This is a genomic window from Parapedobacter tibetensis, from assembly GCF_024704835.1.
Lineage (GTDB): Bacteria > Bacteroidota > Bacteroidia > Sphingobacteriales > Sphingobacteriaceae > Parapedobacter > Parapedobacter tibetensis.
Map to the genome: position 1 here is coordinate 132,900 of NZ_JAMXBE010000012.1, position 16,848 is coordinate 149,747.

The window sequence follows — 16,848 nt, forward strand, 5'->3', positions numbered from 1 at the left end:
AAAAGAAACCGAAGCAGCTTTCACTGCCTCGGCTCCGCCTTCATGTGTTTGTGAAATACACTTAAAAACAATACTTATTCGCTTCTATTAGCTGCTTGGCTATCCGTTGCCTAGCGTCCTTGAGGTTAAACGGCTCCACCTTGGTGAAACGCCGCAGCCCCACCAGCATCATCTTCAGTTCATCGCCTTCGGCAAATGAATTAAGCGCCTCCTTGCCAGCGAGGTAAACATTATCAACGGTGGTGTGTAGGTAAATGCGAGCCATATCCAACTGCCCTTGCACCGTATGCTCTCCACGCTGATTAACCAATTTCTCCACGCGCAATAAGGTAGATTCGGCTACATAAACGTAGCCGATGATGTCGGCAATATTCATCAATATTTCCTGTTCCTTCTGCAAGGTCGTCATCAGCTTCTGTACGGCAGCACCAGCCACTAATAAGCCGACCTTTTTGAGATTGGCAATAATTTTCTTTTCATAGGCGAAGGGGGTGTTATCTTCCTCCCCGAAATCGGGGATGGCTGTCAGTTCTCCAGCTATGGCCTGTGCAGGTCCCATCAGGTCGAGTTCGCCTTTCAATGCACGTTTGAGCAACATGTCTACGATGAGCAGGCGATTCACCTCGTTGGTACCTTCGAATATCCGGTTAATGCGGGAATCGCGGTAGGCACGCTCCATCGGTGCGTCGGCCGAATAGCCCATTCCGCCGTATACCTGTACGCCTTCATCTACCACATAATCAAGCATCTCCGAACCCCAAACTTTCAATATAGCACATTCAATGGCAAATTGCTCGGTCGACTTCAACTTGGCTTTGGCAGCATCCATTCCCCCCGCAACCAACGCATCATAGGCATCATCAATGTTTTGCCCTGCACGGTAGGCGGCACTTTCCACGGCAAAATTACGTACGGCCATCTCGGCTAGCTTATGGCGTATAGCACCGAATTTGGAAATCTGCAAGCCAAACTGCACCCGTTCATTGGCATAATTGATCGCTTGACTGATTACACGGCGTGAAGATCCTATGGCGGCTGAGCCCAATTTAATGCGGCCGATGTTGAGGATGTTCACGGCGATCTTGAATCCGTTCTCCCGCTCGGAAAGCAAGTTCCCCACCGGCACGGGGCAATCGTTGAAAAACACCTGCCGGGTAGATGAGCCTTTGATGCCGAGCTTGTGCTCTTCAGGGTTCATGACGATGCCCCCAAACTCCCTTTCCACGATAAACGCAGATAGGTTTTTGTCATCGTCTATTTTGGCAAACACAATAAAAACATCGGCAAAGCCCCCATTGGTGATCCACATTTTCTGCCCATTGAGGAGGTAATGGGTTCCTTCGGCATTGAGTTTGGCGCTGGCTCTTCCCGAATTCGCATCAGACCCGGCATTCGGCTCCGTAAGGCAGTAGGCCGCTTTCCATTCACCCGTGGCCAGCTTGGGTATATACTGGGCTTTCTGCTCATCATTCCCATAATAAAGAATGGGTAAGGTACCAATGCCTGTATGCGCGGAAAGCGCCACCGCAAAAGAGTGACCTGCACCTACAGCATCCGTCACCAACATAGAGGTGTTGAAATTCTTACCAAACCCGCCATAATCTTCAGGGATGGATACACTTAGCAGTCCCAGTTCGCCCGCCTTATCCAGCAGGCTTTGCATCAGTCCCTCCTCCTGCGCATCGATGCGATCCAAATTGGGGAAGACTTCGGCCTCAAGAAAATCCTGACAGGTCTGCCGAATCATTACCTGTTCTTCGTCAAATTCTTCAGGGATGAATATATCCCGATAATCTGTTTCACGGATGACAAATTCTCCGCCCTTTATCGTTGATTTATTTGTTGTCTCCATCATTCAATAATTTTATCTGATTTATAGCATCTCAAAAATTCCGGCAGCTCCCTGTCCCGTACCTACACACATGGTTACCATACCGTATTTTTGTTTTCTTCGTTTCAGTTCGTTGAATAGCTGTACCGAAAGTTTTGCCCCAGTACAGCCCAGTGGATGGCCAAGGGCGATGGCGCCTCCATTGACGTTCAGTATATCCGTATTGATGCCCAGTTCGCGGACAACGGCCAACGACTGTGAAGCAAAGGCCTCATTCAATTCAATCAGGCTGATGTCTTCCAGTTTCATCCCGGCTAGTTGAAGCGCTTTTGGTATGGCATCAATTGGCGCAATACCCATGATTCGCGGCGGTACACCCACTACACCATAGCTCACCAGACGAGCAATTGGCTCGACGTTCAGTTCTTTCAACTTCCGTTCGGATACCACGAGCACAAATGCGGCGCCATCCGAAGTTTGCGAAGAATTACCTGCCGTGACACTACCTCCAGCGGCAAATACGGGTTTCAGTTTGGCCAATGCCTCCAGATTCGTATCTGCCCGTGGCCCTTCATCGGTATCTACCACATATTCGCGGGTCTTGATTTTCTTGCCGTTTTCAAGGTAGTTTTCTTTCACGGTGATGGGTACTACACCGTCTTTGAGGTGACCGTTTTTGATAGCTTCCACCGCCTTTTGGTGCGATTTCAAGGCAAATTCGTCTTGGTCTTCACGGTTCACCTGGTATTCCTTGGCTACAGCTTCTGCTGTGAGCCCCATTCCCCAATACCAGTCGGGATGGCGTTTGGCCACTTCGGAATTAGGCACCAGCTTCCACCCACCAAAAGGCATACCCGACATCACCTCTACCCCACCAGCGATGATGGTATCCGCCATACCTGCTTTTATTTTTGCCACCGCCGTGGCGATGGTCTCTAAGCCTGAGGCACAATAGCGGTTCACGGTGACACCTGGCACTTTGTCCGTGTCCAGTCCCATCAACGAAATCATGCGGCCAATATTAAGGCCTTGTTCCGCCTCTGGGGTGGCATTACCTACGATGACATCGTCTATCTGTTCGTTGTCCAGATTAGGTACCGATGCCACCAAATGCTTGATCACGTCTGCCGCGAGGTCATCGGCCCTGGTAAATCGGAAAACTCCTCTTGGAGCTTTTCCTACTGCCGTTCTATATCCTGCAATTATATATGCTTCCATAGTCTTAATTTCTTAATGGTTTACCTTTGGTTAACATGTGTTGAATGCGCTCCAGTGTTTTTTTCTCCCCACATAGCGACAAGAACACTTCTCGCTCCAAATCCAATAGATACTGCTCAGACACCTCGGTAGGCGAAGACAGGTCGCCACCACACATCACCCAGCCCAGTTTCTCGGAAATTTTTTGGTCATGTTCGGAGATGTAATTACCCGCGCGCATGGAATTGGCTCCGGCATATACGATACCTAGCCCCTGTTTGCCCAAAACGTTGATATCTTTACGAGGGATTGGCTGCGTATATCCCGCCTCGGCTAGTTCAATTGCTTTAGCTTTCGCATCCGCCAGTAGGCGGCTCCTGTTCATACTGATGGCATATTTACCCGGTAGCAAATAACCGAGCTCAAAGGCCTCCACCGCCGAGGTAGACACTTTGGCTTGTCCAATGGTCAGGAACCGCTCCCGCAGCACCTGCTGTACAATTTGTCCTTCTTTAAACTCATCGGAAGCACGAAGAGCAAACTCTTTAGAACCGCCCCCTCCGGGAATGACACCTACACCGAACTCTACCAAGCCCATGTACGTTTCAGCATGCAGCTGGACAAAATCAGCATGCATGGAAAACTCGCAGCCACCGCCCAGCGTCAGGTTGAATGGAGCCGCCACTATGGGAATAGCCGAATACCGTAAGCGCATAGCTGTGTTTTGGAATGTCTGTACCGCCCTATTTAGTTCATCATAATCCTGCTCCACAGCCATCATGAAAATCATCCCGATATTAGCTCCGGCCGAGAAGTTGGCTCCATCATTGGCAATAACGAGCCCACGAAAATCTTTTTCGGCCAAATCAATGGCCTTATGGATGCCTTGGATAACATCGCCGCCAATGGTGTTCATCTTGGTGTGGAATTCGGCATTTAAGATACCATCGCCAAGGTCGGTGATGGTCACGCCACTATTCTTCCAAACCGTATTGTGATTGCGAATATTATCCAACAGGATGAAACCTTCGGTGCCTGGGATGGGCTTATATGCCTTACTTTGGATATCATAATAATGCCTGATGCCGTTTTCCACCTTATAAAAAGATTCATGACCCGCATCCAGCATGTCATGTACCCAGTCGGCCACCTCTCCGCTATGGCCGGGCACCCGTTTCTCTTCAGCCTTGATTTTCCCGACCGTTTCCTTTACCCCCAAGGCATCCCACACTTCAAACGGCCCGAGTTCCCAGCCAAAGCCCGCACGCATGGCATCGTCAATACGGAAAAACTCATCGGTAATTTCGGGAACACGTCTGGAAACGTATTCAAATAAAGGATAGTGCATAGCACGGAAGAATGCTCCGGCTTTATCCGTCCCCTGCTCGTATACTTTCATCCGCTTACGGATATCATCTACAGGTTTAGTAGCTTCCAACGTGGTAGATTTCACCTTATCTTGCTTCCGGTACTCCAAGGTCTTGAGGTCAAGCGCCAATATTTCACTATTCCCTTTATCATCCTTTATTTTTTTGTAAAAGCCTTGCTGACTCTTCTCTCCTAGCCATTTCTTATCCACCATGCGTTGGATATATTCGGGTAGTATGAATACGCCCTTGGCTTCATCTTCCTTAGCATTTTCGGCCAGTCCATTGGCCACGTTTACCAAGGTATCCAGTCCCACCACATCCGCCGTACGGAACGTAGCCGATTTGGGGTGGCCCATTGCCGGTCCGGTGAATTTGTCGACCTCCTCTACAGTAAGCCCCAATTGCTCGACAAGATGGGTAAGGGCCAGCATGGAGTAAACACCCACCCGATTACCGATGAATGCCGGCGTATCCTTGCATAGTACCGTGGTTTTGCCAAGGAATTTATCGCCATAATGCATCAGAAAATCCACGATTTCAGGTTTGGTATGCGCAGTGGGGATGATTTCCAACAACCGCAGGTAGCGTGGAGGGTTGAAAAAATGTGTACCGCAGAAATGAGCCTTGAAATCATCGCTGTGTCCTTCGGCCATCAGGTGGATAGGGATGCCCGACGTATTGGACGTTACAAGCGTGCCTTCCTTACGGTGTTGTTCCACCTTTTCGAACACTTGCTTTTTGATATCCAGTCTTTCCACCACCACTTCGATAATCCAATCTACGGATGCTAGGACAGCCATATCGTCATCGAAATTTCCCGTGGTAATCAGTTTGGCTGTACGTTTACTAAAAACAGGCGAAGGATTGGTCTTGATGGCCGTTTCGAGCGATCCGTTGACGATGCGATTACGGACGGCTTTGCTTTCCAAGGTCAGACCCTTAGCCTCTTCCGCTGGCAGCAATTCCCGTGGCACGATATCCAACAATGCGACCTCTACACCGATATTGGCAAAATGGCAGGCAATACGTGAACCCATTACGCCCGATCCTAATACCGCTACTTTTTTGATGCTTCTGTTTGTCATAATATATGTATGTTAAACTTCATAGGTTTTATTTAGGTCTTACCTTATGAAGTTTTGGTTCATCATTCTGGATTGTACTCTACAGCCAATTGGTTTATGCGTTTCAATGTTTTGATGAGCGCTACACGTTCCTCGCTAGGAATACGTTCATCCAAGTACGCATTGAATTTGCGAACCACGTCTTTGGCGATTTCTCTTTTCTCATTACCTAAATCTGTTAGGAAGACCTTTACTGAACGCTTGTCGGCACTGTTGGTTTCCCTATATATAAACCCCGAGGTTTCCAAATTGTTGAGTATACGCGATAGGCTGGTAGTCTTTACTCCAAGAAGGTTGGCGATCTGCGATACCGCAGTCCCTTCTTTGTGGATGTTAATGAGCACATAACCTGTGACTTGTGTAATCCCAAAACGCGAAGCAATTTGGTTATACTTATTGGCAGCAGACTGCCATGCAGTCTTCAGGTAATAATCAATGGTATTATCTTCATTCATAATCCAGGGCGCAAATTACTATGCTTGCATAGCAAATTTAGTGGTAATATTTTTAGAATGCAAATTTTTGAAGATAAAAACTAAACCGATGAGGTTTGATGAGTGCACGATAGCTAGCAGGTTTGACAGAGAAGGTTTGACAGAGAAGGTTTGAAAATCAACAAAAACCCGTTATCTTTACTAAAAATTCAATATGTCCACAGTAAACATTCCCAGACTCGACCTTCATGATTATACCAAGGGGTCAGCAGCACAACGTAAGCAATTCTCGCAAGATATTGGTAACGCATTCAACGAAACCGGTTTCGTCACCATTGCCAACCATGGCATAGATAAGGCGCTTATCGATGAACTGTATTCCGTGGTACAAGCTTTTTTTACGTTACCGGAAGAAGAGAAAATGAAATACGAAATCCCAGGGCTTGCGGGGCAGCGTGGCTATACCTCCAGAGGTAAGGAAAAGGCCAAGGATGCCAAGACACCAGACCTCAAGGAATTCTGGCAACGTGGGCAAACGGTCGTTGGAGAAGACTTACCTGAAGAGGATTACCCCGATAATGTGGACGTAAAAGAATTGCCTCGCTTCAATGAAATCACGGCTGAAGTGTACTGGCGACTGGAAAGTGCAGGTAGGACATTGTTGAAGGCTATTGCGATTTACCTTGGTTTGGATGAAGACTATTTTGAAGACAAGGTGCATAATGGTAATTCCATCCTGCGGGCCATCCATTACTTTCCGATTGAAAATCCGGATAATATCCCTTCGGATGCCGTGCGTGCTGGGGCACATGAAGACATCAACCTCATCACCTTGCTCATAGGAGCCAGTGCTGATGGTTTGGAAGTACTCACTCGCGATAGCTCTTGGTATCCGGTGAAAGCCCATGGCGAAGATATCGTAGTGAATGTGGGCGATATGCTGCAACGCCTCACCAACAATAAATTGAAATCAACCACCCATCGTGTGGTCAATCCGCCCCGTGAATTGATGAAAACTTCGCGTTATTCCGTGCCGTTTTTTCTTCATCCCAAATCAGGCATGAGCCTGGCAGCTCTGGAGTCGTGTATAGATGCTGAACATCCCAAAGCTTATCCAGATGTGACCGCCGGGGAATACCTGGATGAACGGTTGCGGGAGATTGGGTTAAAGATGTAAAAAGCGAGTGATTGCAGTTTTGTGATTACGATGCATTCGGGTGCAAATAAACCGAAGGAATATGCTATATTTACCAAGCGCATCAATTAATTTGGTTTTTTCCTACTGCGTTTTAATGCCATGGTGAATCATAGGAAGCTGTTTTTACTATTCATGGCCTGCTCACATATGATGGCACTGGCTCAGCAGCATCCGCACTATACGATGTATATGGCCAATAACTATATACTTAATCCCGCTTTGGCGGGAATTGAGCCTTATATCGATTTGAAACTAGCCGCCCGTTCACAGTGGACAGGCATAAACAATGCTCCCAAAACCTTGTATGCGACAATCAATTCTCCACTGAATATTACTGATTTCAAAAACAATAGGATAGGAATTGGGGGCAAGGTCTTTGTAGACCAGACAGGCCCAATATTGCTTTCCTCAGCGGAGTTTAATTTTGCTTACCACCTCCCATTAAATCGGGACTATCGATTGTCCTTCGGTGTAGGCGCCGGCATGAGCTACCACCGCATTGACATCAACAACGTGCAATTAAAAGATCCGGCAGACCCGATATACGGTATGGCCGATTTTAACCGGATGGATCCAGCCATCAGCGCTGGGTTGTGGTTTTACTCCAATGATCTATACGTGGGAGTTGCTGCCCAGAATCTGTTGGAAAACGATTATAGCCTTTCTACTTCGGTATCTGGGGGAGCCGATATGGGATTGCGGAGGCATTATTTTGCAACGACCGGATATCGATTTAGCATCGGTGATTTTTATGTTACTCCATCCACCATGCTCAAATTTGTAAGTCCTGCTCCTTTTGCTTATGACCTTAATCTTAAAGGACAATTTTCCGATATGTTGTGGGCCGGATTCACTTGGCGGCATCGGGATGGGGTGGCAGCAATGGCCGGGTTCTTCATCAGTTCCACGCTGAATGTGGCCTATTCCTATGATTTCGTCAATTCGGATTTACGTAGGCATTCGCAGGGATCGCATGAAATTATCCTTGGCATCAATATCAATAACCAATGGGGGCCCAAATGTCCGGTAATCGCATGGTAAACCTATATTGTTATAACCGATGAGGGGCTATGCAACCATAGCGACCATGGCAATATGGGTAACCATCGCATTATCGGAAAGGACAATGGCACAACAGGGCTGTGCTAACTATGGTGACCCAATCATCAATATCACCTTTGGAACAAACGTAGACCCAGAGTTTGGAGCAGGAACCACGACCTATATCCGTAACCAAAACGGCCAATTGAATGATGGTGAATATAAATTGGGAAATAACATCAACCAAGGACGGGGAAGTTGGCAGCATCTTCCGGATCATACAGGCGACCAGCAGGGCATGATGTTGATCGTGAATGCAGGTTATGAGGCGGGTGAATTCTACCGTATTCGGGTACCGGGGTTGTGCGAAGATACGCACTTCCGCTTTAGTGCCTGGATAGCTAATGCCAATCGACCAGAAGAATGTGGAGGAAATCCGATACCTCCTAATGTACGGTTTGTTATTGAAGATTTGGCAGGAAACGTGGTCAGTTTACCCTATGCAACGGGCAATGTTTTTCCTTCGGCGACACCTGGATGGCAAGAATATGGTTTTGAGTTTGAAACAGGCGGACAAACGGATTTTGAATTGGTGCTCATCAATGAAAATCCCGGTGGGTGTGGCAACGACCTAGCCATGGACGATATCCAGTTCAGGCCCTGCGGTCCAGAAATCATGTTGAATATCGACCAACCATTTATACAGGGTGATACCCTGTTTTTTTGCGAAGATGATATACGTCCGATTGCCATTCTTGGAGAAATAGCAGATGAAGGTTATGCTGCTAATGCGGGATTCCAATGGCAGACAAGACAAAATGGACAGGCTGAATGGCTGGATTTGCCAAACGAGAACGGAAACACATTGCAAATCACCCCAATAGCCAATCGATGGTATCGGATTTCAGCCGCAGCCCATGTAAATAACCTTAGTAATCAACTATGTCGAATCCTTTCAGATTCCATATACATAGCACCTGTTATACCACAAGTAGGTCGTGTAGACACAGAGCAATCAGCAATATGTGAGAGTGCTAATGCATCCTTAGCCCCACCTGAATTCGTGGGACACGGCGCAGGCCCATTAACCTATCGCTGGCTAATTGATGAAGGTGACGGTGATCATGCTATCCCTGATGCGAATACGCCCACTTATCTTTTTGAGCCAGAAAAAACCGGCCATTTTATATTGAAAAGGGCAGCTGTTAACATCTGTGGTGATTTCTTTTATACACATACGTATGAAATCGATGTGTTGGAGACGATCCATACTTCCTTTACCCTTCCGCAAAGCTCCATCTGTATGGATGATGAACCCTTATACCTTACGGGAGGGGCGATTATTAATAATGATGGAAACATGGAAGGTGTATATGGTGGAGCAGGGGTTGTTGATGGTTATTTTTATCCCAATATTGCAGGGATTGGCGAGCATACGCTTACGTTTTCACCTCCAGACGATGTATTATGTACTGAACCTTCACGAGTCGAGATAACGGTGCATGACACCGTATACCTTCACCCCATGGAAAACATGGTCATGCTCCCCGGACAAACGGTGACCTTGCTCCCACAAACCAATGCCACACAATTCAATTGGAGCGACCAGCCTGGACTGGATAATTACCATGTGCAATATCCCGTTGCCTCCCCAAGCGAAACCACTACCTATACCCTCACGGCTGGCAATGCGGCAGGGTGTATGAAAACTGAAACAGTCACGATTAAGGTATTGCAAAATATCCTAGTACCCAATAGTTTCACACCAAATGGAGACGGTGTAAATGATGCTTGGGAGATCGATGGGTTGGAAGACTATCCCCATGTATTCATACAGGTATTCAACCGTTGGGGCTCCTTGGTGTTTTCCGCCAAAGGATATACCGTCCCATGGTACGGCCAATTCAATGGTGCCTCTTTGCCAGTCGCTACATACTATTATACCCTATCTTCGGATGTATTGGAGCAGCCATTGTCTGGTTCAGTTACAATTTTGAAGTAATCACGATTTTTTCATCGTTGATTATGTTAAAATTCGAGCAAAATCCCCCTTTTTGTATTGATAGTAAAATATGAGGAGAAAGGACCCTGGTTACTATCAACTCGGTACAGGTATTCGATGCTCCCTAATAATAGATAGTTTGATCGTGCCATTGCTCATCTTTTGGGTCCATTTTCGGCAATGGCGCCGCCACAACTGGATCCGGATCCAGCGGTACAGCCATAGCAGTGCTGACCAGTGATGATTTCCCTTTTTGCTAGCGCTCCGGCATCGAATTCACGGATGTGCTTGCCTGAACAATCTACCTGCAATTCCAGCATCTGGTTGAAATCGCAATCGTATAAATAGCCATCCCACCCCACGGAAATGGTATTGCGACACATCACATTTTCCGCTGCTATTGGATTATACGCATTAACTAGCTTTTCCATGTAGCTTTCATAATTGCCACTGATAAGCAAATAGTCTAAGTAACGGCTTATCGGCAAATTCGTTATGGCCAATAAGTTGTTGAATACGATGCCAAATCGTTGTTCCAGCACCTCTTTATATTCGCTTTCCAACGCGGCTTGCGAAGGGGGCAAGAAGGCCCCTGCCGGATTATACGCCAGGTTCAGCACCAAACCCGTGCCTGCTTTGCCATAACCTACCTCATTCAGCAGTTGAAGCGCTTTGATGCTGTCCTCAAAAACCCCATTGCCCCGTTGCCTGTCTGTCCGGTCCTGCGTATAAAAGGGGAGGGAGGAAACCACTTCGATGCGGTGCTGTTTGTAAAACCGGGGGAGATCGTGGTATTTTCTGTTGGCCAAAATGATGGTGAGGTTACAGCGGACAATGATATGCCGATTCAGTTTGGCAATTTCTGCGATAAACCATCGGAATTCAGGATTCATCTCCGGCGCCCCGCCCGTAATGTCCACTGTCTTGAGTTGCTCGTTTTCCTCCAGCACCGCTAAACACTGCTGCATGGTTTCCCTAGTCATGATCTCCTTACGGTCAGGCCCAGCATCCACATGGCAATGCTTACAGGTCTGGTTGCACATCTTGCCAATGTTTACTTGGAATATGGTTATTTCCGTGGGTTTCAGTGGGTATAAGCCCGATTGTCGCAGCTTTTCCCGAAAAAGGGGCAACACAAGATCATCGGACATCCCATGTTCGATGATTCCGATTTGCGCATAAGCATCGGCAAGTATATGGTGTTGAGCTTTTAATGACTTCATGCCTACATAGCGATTTCTTTAACTTTTTCCATCATCTGCACCCCATGCACCAAGGAGGCCCCACCACGGATGGCACAAGCCACATGGACAGCTTCCATCATTTGCGCTTCGCTCCATCCCTTTTCAAAAGCATCACTGCTATAGGCATCAATGCAATACGGACATTGCACAGCATGGGACACAGCCAATGCAATCAATGCTTTTTCCCTTGCAGTCAACTCACTGTCCTTGAAAACCTCACCATAGTAATCAAAAAACTTATCGCCTAAGTTTTTTTGAAAATCTGCGACCTTGGAAAATTTGGCAAGATCCTTCTTGTTGTAATAATGCTCGCTCATGATATTTGGTTTCTAATGATTTTATTTAAATTATCATTTCTCGATAATCCGCGCTCAAGATTCGCAATTCCTGACAGATGTCCTTGATTTATCATCCAGGCAAGAGGTCAGTACGGGTGCAATTCAAATTGTCGCATCGGATACGATCAACTTTGACGTCTTTGCGAGGCTGGGTAGGGTTGCGTGAGCCGAAGCAATCTTCGTCAAGTTAGATTGGTTTTTATCAGCCCCGCAGCCCCATACTCATCCCTGATAGAAATAGTTCCTTCGGAGCTGCTTCGCGGTCACTCCATCGCTCCTGCCCTCCGCTCGGGTTCGCAATGACGATAAGCGACAATTTGAATTGCACCCGGTCAGTACAGCTGTTCACGGTCCTTTTTTGGCAATCCAGCTACGACCAGCTCATAACTGTGGTCGATGAGGCCCATCAGTATGTCGTCGCTCAGCTCCCCGTTGCAACTAATGGAATTCCAATGCCGCTTATTCATGTGGTAGGCCCCTTGCACAGCATGTGGGTTTCGTTCTCGTAATTCCAACGCATATTCCGGATTGCATTTGGCATTGAAAGACAAGGGTTGACTATCTAATCCTGTAAGCAAAAATATCTTTCCTGCCACTTTGAACACCAAGGTGTCCGGTCCGAATGGACAGCTTTCGGTCACACCTGGTTTGGCTAAACAATAATCACGGAGTTGTTCGATATGCATGACGGAGTTGATATGTTAAATACAATAATAGCCAATATATGATATTGACACCAATTACAAACGTCTTTTATCGATCCATTCAATGATGTTCGACACATCATCCGGATTGAACCAATGGGTGGAAGTGTCTTTCCTAAACCAAGTGAATTGCCGTTTGGCATAACGACGGGTATTTTGCTTGATTTTGTCTACCGCCCTTTCCAATGTGTATGTCCCATCGAGGTAATCGAATAGTTCGGCATACCCCACCGTTAGCAACGGAGGGCGATGGCGGTAGGGCAGCAATGTTTTTACTTCCTCCAGCAAACCCGCTTCCATCATGGCATCTACACGGCTGTTGATCCGCTCGTATAATAATTGCCGATCCATCTCCAAGCCAATTTTCAGGATATCGAAATCCCGTTGTGCACGCTTTTGTTGCCTGAAATGGGAAAAGGGTTTTCCGGTACTTTCGTATACCTCAAGTGCACGGATGACCCGCTGCGGGTTGTGGATATCCACTTCGCTATAATATATTGGATCGATGCGTTGCAGCATATCCTGCATGTATTCCAGTCCTTGATCTTTATGGAGTTCATTCAGTCGCTCGCGCACACCGGGCATAGGGCCCGGCAAATCATCCAGCCCACGGCATACCGCATCTACAAACAGACCCGAGCCTCCTACCAATATCACCACATCATGCCATGCAAACATAGCTTCCAATACAATCAGTGCATCCCGTTCGAAATCGCCTGCAGAATAATCATCCGCTATGCTAAGAGAATCAATGAAATAATGGGGTACGACCGTCAATTCCTCTTGGGAAGGCTTGGCTGTACCAATATTCATTTCGCGATAAAACTGCCGGGAATCAGCTGAGAGCACCACCGTACCAAATCCTTGAGCAAGCTCAATGCCTACGGCTGTTTTGCCAATAGCTGTGGGACCAACGATGCAAACAAGCGTTTTTCTCACGTGCTCAACTAAAATTCTTCTTCATACCCTCCGCTTTTTTCCCCATTGCCTTCTTTTCCTTCTTCTTGTTCTTCCTCATCAAGCATATCGAAATCCTCTGCCTCATCAATACCGTACTCTGTTTCATTCAGGAAATCGTAGTCGTCAGTTTCTTTTTTATCTACTATTTCCATTGGTAGTACGCTCGTGCCATAAGGTTTGGGTGTCTGCCCAACACTCTTGAATAACGCGGGATAAACCTTGCCTTCCTCTTCTTTCAATATCTTGATAAGCTGCACGTGGAAATCAAACGGCTTATCGAAATTGTATACATAATAAAATTTCTGGTGTGGATCATCAATAAACTTATTCAGCCGCGAATCTTCCATCAATATAACATGATTTTCTACCTTCTGCTTATCAGGCAAATAGGCAATTTCATTCCCTTTCTTCCATTGGTCATTACTCACATAAAAGGAGGAAGACACTTTGGGGTTGTAACCGGTTGCTGCATGTAGCGCATTATGCAAATCCAAAAAAGTTTGTTTGGGCAACACATCAATTTCACGAATCACATCATCAAAATCTTCAAATGAAATCCTAAATCGGTAGATAGCCATGGCGTATTGTTATAGTTAGTAGTGGTCTTATGTATATTTAATGCGAATATCTTAATTTATGGACGGAAATGAAAATCGGATATGAGATATGAGACCTGATGTGAGATGAAAAATCTAAAATCGTAAATCTAAAATCGTAAATCTAAAATCTAAAATCTAAAATCCAAGCTCCTTCCCTTTTTCCAGCATGAATCGGTAAGCTTCTTCCCTATTATTGGGAATATCTCCTTCCAATATAGCCTCACGAATGGTATTTTTGATGATGCCTACTTCCTTACCGGGCTTCAATCCAAAAGCTTCCATGATATCTTCTCCAGATACGGGAGGCTGCCAATTCCGGATTTGGTCGCGCTCCTCCACATCCCGAAGCTTCTGTTTCACCAACTCAAAGTTTTGTCGGTATTTTTTCTTTTTATATTCATTTTTGGTTGTCACGTCCGCATGGCAAAGCATCATTAGGTCATCGATGTCATCGCCCGCTTCAAACAGGAGCCGCCTTACTGCGGAATCGGTCACAATATCCTGCGCCAGTACAATGGGTCGTAGATGCAGCAATACCAGCTTTTGCACAAATTTCATTTTGTCATTAAGCGGCAGTTTAAGATCAGCAAACAACTTGGGTACCATCCTTGCGCCCTTATCTTCATGCCCATGGAACGTCCATCCATGCCGTTTGTCAAAGCGTTTGGTAGCAGGTTTGGCGATGTCGTGCATAATGGCTGCCCAACGGAGCCATAAGTCATCGCTCAACATAGCAACGTTGTCCAATACCTCCAAGGTATGGTAGAAATTATCCTTGTGTCCCTTTCCGTTGATAATTTCTACGCCATAAAGATTGGCCATTGCCGAGAAAACCAGGTGCAACAGCCCGGTATCAAACAGGTATTTGAATCCGATGGAAGGTCTATTGGATAAAATGATTTTATTCAATTCATCGGTGATGCGTTCCTTGGAAATAATCTTTATCCGCTCCGTATTGGTTTTGATTGCATTGATGGCTGCAATGTCAATTTTGAAATTCAGTTGCGTAGCAAAGCGTATGGCACGCATCATACGCAACGGATCGTCAGAAAAAGTCTCATTGGGATCCAGTGGTGTGCGGATGATACGATGTTGGATGTCTGTAATCCCTCCAAAAGGATCGAGCAACTGCCCGAAGTCGCCCTTATTCAACGATAAGGCCATTGCATTAATGGTAAAATCGCGTCGGTTTTGGTCGTCTTCCAAGCTCCCATTTTCTACGATGGGTTTACGTGAGTCTGCCCTATATGATTCTTTACGTGCACCCACAAATTCGATTTGCAAGGATTGGTGGGTTAGCATGGCGGTTCCGAAATTCTTATAAACGGCCACCTTGGCATTCAAGCGATTACCCACACGCTGCGCAAAATCGATGCCGCTACCCACCACCGCGATGTCTATGTCGTTTTTGAAATCACGCTCCATCACCTTATCCCTTACATAACCGCCTATGACGTAACATTCTACCTTGCATTCTTCGGCAATGTCACTCAGCAATGTAAAAATAGGATGTTGCAGTAATTCATTCATAGCGGATACAGGCTCACACTGCCCTTTTATTCGGGCAAAAATACATATTCAATATGAGATAAACACAGGAATCGTTGGGATGGACACATTCAGTCCCTATCACGGGATAGACGTCTGGTGACCAATGGGTTTGCCGATAATTCTCCCTGCTCCCTCCTTCGTCCTACGATGTGGATGGCCGTGAAAATTGCCTCCATAAAAGAAGCTTCGGAAGCCTGATTCTTTCCAGCAATGTCATATCCCGTACCGTGATCGGGAGAGGTTCGCACCACCGGGAGACCGGCTGTAAAATTGACCCCACTACGGGCAGCGATGTGCTTGAATGGAATCAGTCCCTGATCGTGGTACATAGCCAGCACTGCGTCAAATTTGATATACGTTTCATCGGCAAAGAAGCCATCAGCCGGGTATGGACCAAAACAAAAAACACCTTCGGCGTTGGCTTTTTCGATAGCAGGCACAATTACTTCTTCATCTTCCGTACCGATTAATCCATTGTCTCCAGCATGCGGGTTCAATCCCAATACGGCAATCTTAGGCTTCCGTATCCAAAAGTCATTCTTCAAGCTGCTGTTCATCACATGAAGTTTGGCTACAATAGCTTCTACAGTTACCTTTTGGGCCACTTCTTTAACGGGAATATGCCCAGTTACCACGCCCACACGCAGCTCATCGCTAATCATAAACATCAATACATTTTCGGCTTCCAGCCTAGCTTGCAAGTATTCAGTGTGGCCCGGGAAATTAAAGTCCTCCTGTTGGATATTGTGTTTGTTGATGGGAGCCGTGACCAATGCATCAATCTTCCCTTCCTGTAGATCATCTACCGCTCGTTTCAGCGATAAGTACGCGTATTTGCCGCCCACCTCGTTTTGCTCACCCAATGTTACTTTTACATCTTCCTGCCAGCAGTTAATAATGTTAGGGCGCTTTTCATGGGCTTGCTCGGCCGAATGGATGATGTTGAAACTGAAATCGTTGACCCCTAATGCTTTTCGGTGATAGGAGGCTACCTTGGCATGGCCATATACAATGGGGGTAAAAAAATCCAATAACCGATTATCCATCAATGATTTGATGATTACCTCCATGCCAATACCATTTATATCGCCTACAGAAATACCAATTTTCAGTTTTTCGTTCATGCTATTCTATATAATTAGGCTAATCATTCAAATTAGCTACCAAAATTATAAAAAATAACCGGATTGCGGCTCCGTATCTTCAAAAGTGCGCGATTAAGTATCCCATAATCTTTATCTTAATCCTTATCTTT

The 16,848-nt window shown here is 46.3% G+C and carries 15 protein-coding genes; 3 read left to right on the plus strand and 12 right to left on the minus strand.

Going from position 1 to position 16,848, the window contains the following annotated elements; all coding sequences use genetic code 11:
• Positions 1-61: 61 nt before the first annotated feature.
• The 4 genes from NF543_RS18215 to NF543_RS18230 all read right to left on the minus strand — a co-directional run bounded on the left by NF543_RS18215 (position 62) and on the right by NF543_RS18230 (position 5,977).
• Positions 62-1,852 (minus strand): acyl-CoA dehydrogenase FadE, encoded by a 1,791-nt coding sequence (locus tag NF543_RS18215; RefSeq protein WP_257669611.1) that lies wholly within the window; start codon positions 1,850-1,852, stop codon positions 62-64.
• 21 nt (positions 1,853-1,873) lie between these two features.
• A complete protein-coding gene (locus NF543_RS18220; protein ID WP_257669612.1) occupies positions 1,874-3,049 on the minus strand; it encodes an acetyl-CoA C-acyltransferase in 1,176 nt (391 codons plus the stop codon).
• A 4-nt stretch (positions 3,050-3,053) separates the two neighbouring features.
• Positions 3,054-5,483, minus strand: a complete 2,430-nt coding sequence (locus NF543_RS18225) for a 3-hydroxyacyl-CoA dehydrogenase/enoyl-CoA hydratase family protein (protein ID WP_257669613.1) — start codon at positions 5,481-5,483, stop codon at positions 3,054-3,056.
• 62 nt (positions 5,484-5,545) lie between these two features.
• The gene (locus NF543_RS18230) at positions 5,546-5,977 is read right to left on the minus strand and encodes a MarR family winged helix-turn-helix transcriptional regulator (protein WP_257669614.1); all 432 of its coding nucleotides are present in this window, start codon (positions 5,975-5,977) and stop codon (positions 5,546-5,548) included.
• A 193-nt stretch (positions 5,978-6,170) separates the two neighbouring features.
• On the opposite strand from NF543_RS18230, the gene NF543_RS18235 reads away from it, so the two are divergent.
• From NF543_RS18235 to NF543_RS18245, 3 genes are all read left to right on the plus strand, one after another.
• On the plus strand, positions 6,171-7,133 hold the full coding sequence (locus NF543_RS18235) for an isopenicillin N synthase family dioxygenase (protein ID WP_257669615.1): 963 nt from the start codon (positions 6,171-6,173) through the stop codon (positions 7,131-7,133).
• Between the two features lie 120 nt (positions 7,134-7,253).
• A complete protein-coding gene (locus NF543_RS18240) occupies positions 7,254-8,195 on the plus strand; it encodes a PorP/SprF family type IX secretion system membrane protein (RefSeq protein ID WP_257669616.1) in 942 nt (313 codons plus the stop codon).
• Positions 8,196-8,241: 46 nt separating this feature from the next.
• Positions 8,242-10,197, plus strand: coding sequence for a T9SS type B sorting domain-containing protein (locus NF543_RS18245; RefSeq protein ID WP_257669617.1), 1,956 nt, complete (start codon positions 8,242-8,244; stop codon positions 10,195-10,197).
• Between the two features lie 155 nt (positions 10,198-10,352).
• Here NF543_RS18245 and arsS read toward each other — a convergent pair whose 3' ends face one another.
• From arsS to pdxA, 8 genes are all read right to left on the minus strand, one after another.
• The gene (arsS, locus tag NF543_RS18250) at positions 10,353-11,420 is read right to left on the minus strand and encodes an arsenosugar biosynthesis radical SAM (seleno)protein ArsS (RefSeq protein WP_257669618.1); all 1,068 of its coding nucleotides are present in this window, start codon (positions 11,418-11,420) and stop codon (positions 10,353-10,355) included.
• Positions 11,421-11,422: 2 nt separating this feature from the next.
• Positions 11,423-11,758: an arsenosugar biosynthesis-associated peroxidase-like protein gene (locus NF543_RS18255; RefSeq protein WP_257669619.1), complete on the minus strand. Its 336-nt coding sequence runs from the start codon at positions 11,756-11,758 to the stop codon at positions 11,423-11,425.
• Positions 11,759-11,981: 223 nt separating this feature from the next.
• Positions 11,982-12,128: a hypothetical protein gene (locus NF543_RS18260; protein WP_257669620.1), complete on the minus strand. Its 147-nt coding sequence runs from the start codon at positions 12,126-12,128 to the stop codon at positions 11,982-11,984.
• On the minus strand, positions 12,112-12,465 hold the full coding sequence (locus tag NF543_RS18265) for an MmcQ/YjbR family DNA-binding protein (protein WP_257669621.1): 354 nt from the start codon (positions 12,463-12,465) through the stop codon (positions 12,112-12,114). Before NF543_RS18265 ends, NF543_RS18260 begins: the two co-directional genes overlap by 17 nt.
• A gap of 54 nt (positions 12,466-12,519) precedes the next feature.
• Positions 12,520-13,422, minus strand: coding sequence for a tRNA (adenosine(37)-N6)-dimethylallyltransferase MiaA (gene miaA / locus NF543_RS18270; RefSeq protein WP_257669622.1), 903 nt, complete (start codon positions 13,420-13,422; stop codon positions 12,520-12,522).
• 8 nt (positions 13,423-13,430) lie between these two features.
• Positions 13,431-14,021 (minus strand): IS1096 element passenger TnpR family protein, encoded by a 591-nt coding sequence (locus tag NF543_RS18275; protein WP_257669623.1) that lies wholly within the window; start codon positions 14,019-14,021, stop codon positions 13,431-13,433.
• A 156-nt stretch (positions 14,022-14,177) separates the two neighbouring features.
• Positions 14,178-15,572 (minus strand): CCA tRNA nucleotidyltransferase, encoded by a 1,395-nt coding sequence (locus NF543_RS18280; protein ID WP_257669624.1) that lies wholly within the window; start codon positions 15,570-15,572, stop codon positions 14,178-14,180.
• An 89-nt stretch (positions 15,573-15,661) separates the two neighbouring features.
• A complete protein-coding gene (pdxA, locus tag NF543_RS18285; RefSeq protein WP_257669625.1) occupies positions 15,662-16,717 on the minus strand; it encodes a 4-hydroxythreonine-4-phosphate dehydrogenase PdxA in 1,056 nt (351 codons plus the stop codon).
• Between the last annotated feature and the right edge of the window lie 131 nt (positions 16,718-16,848).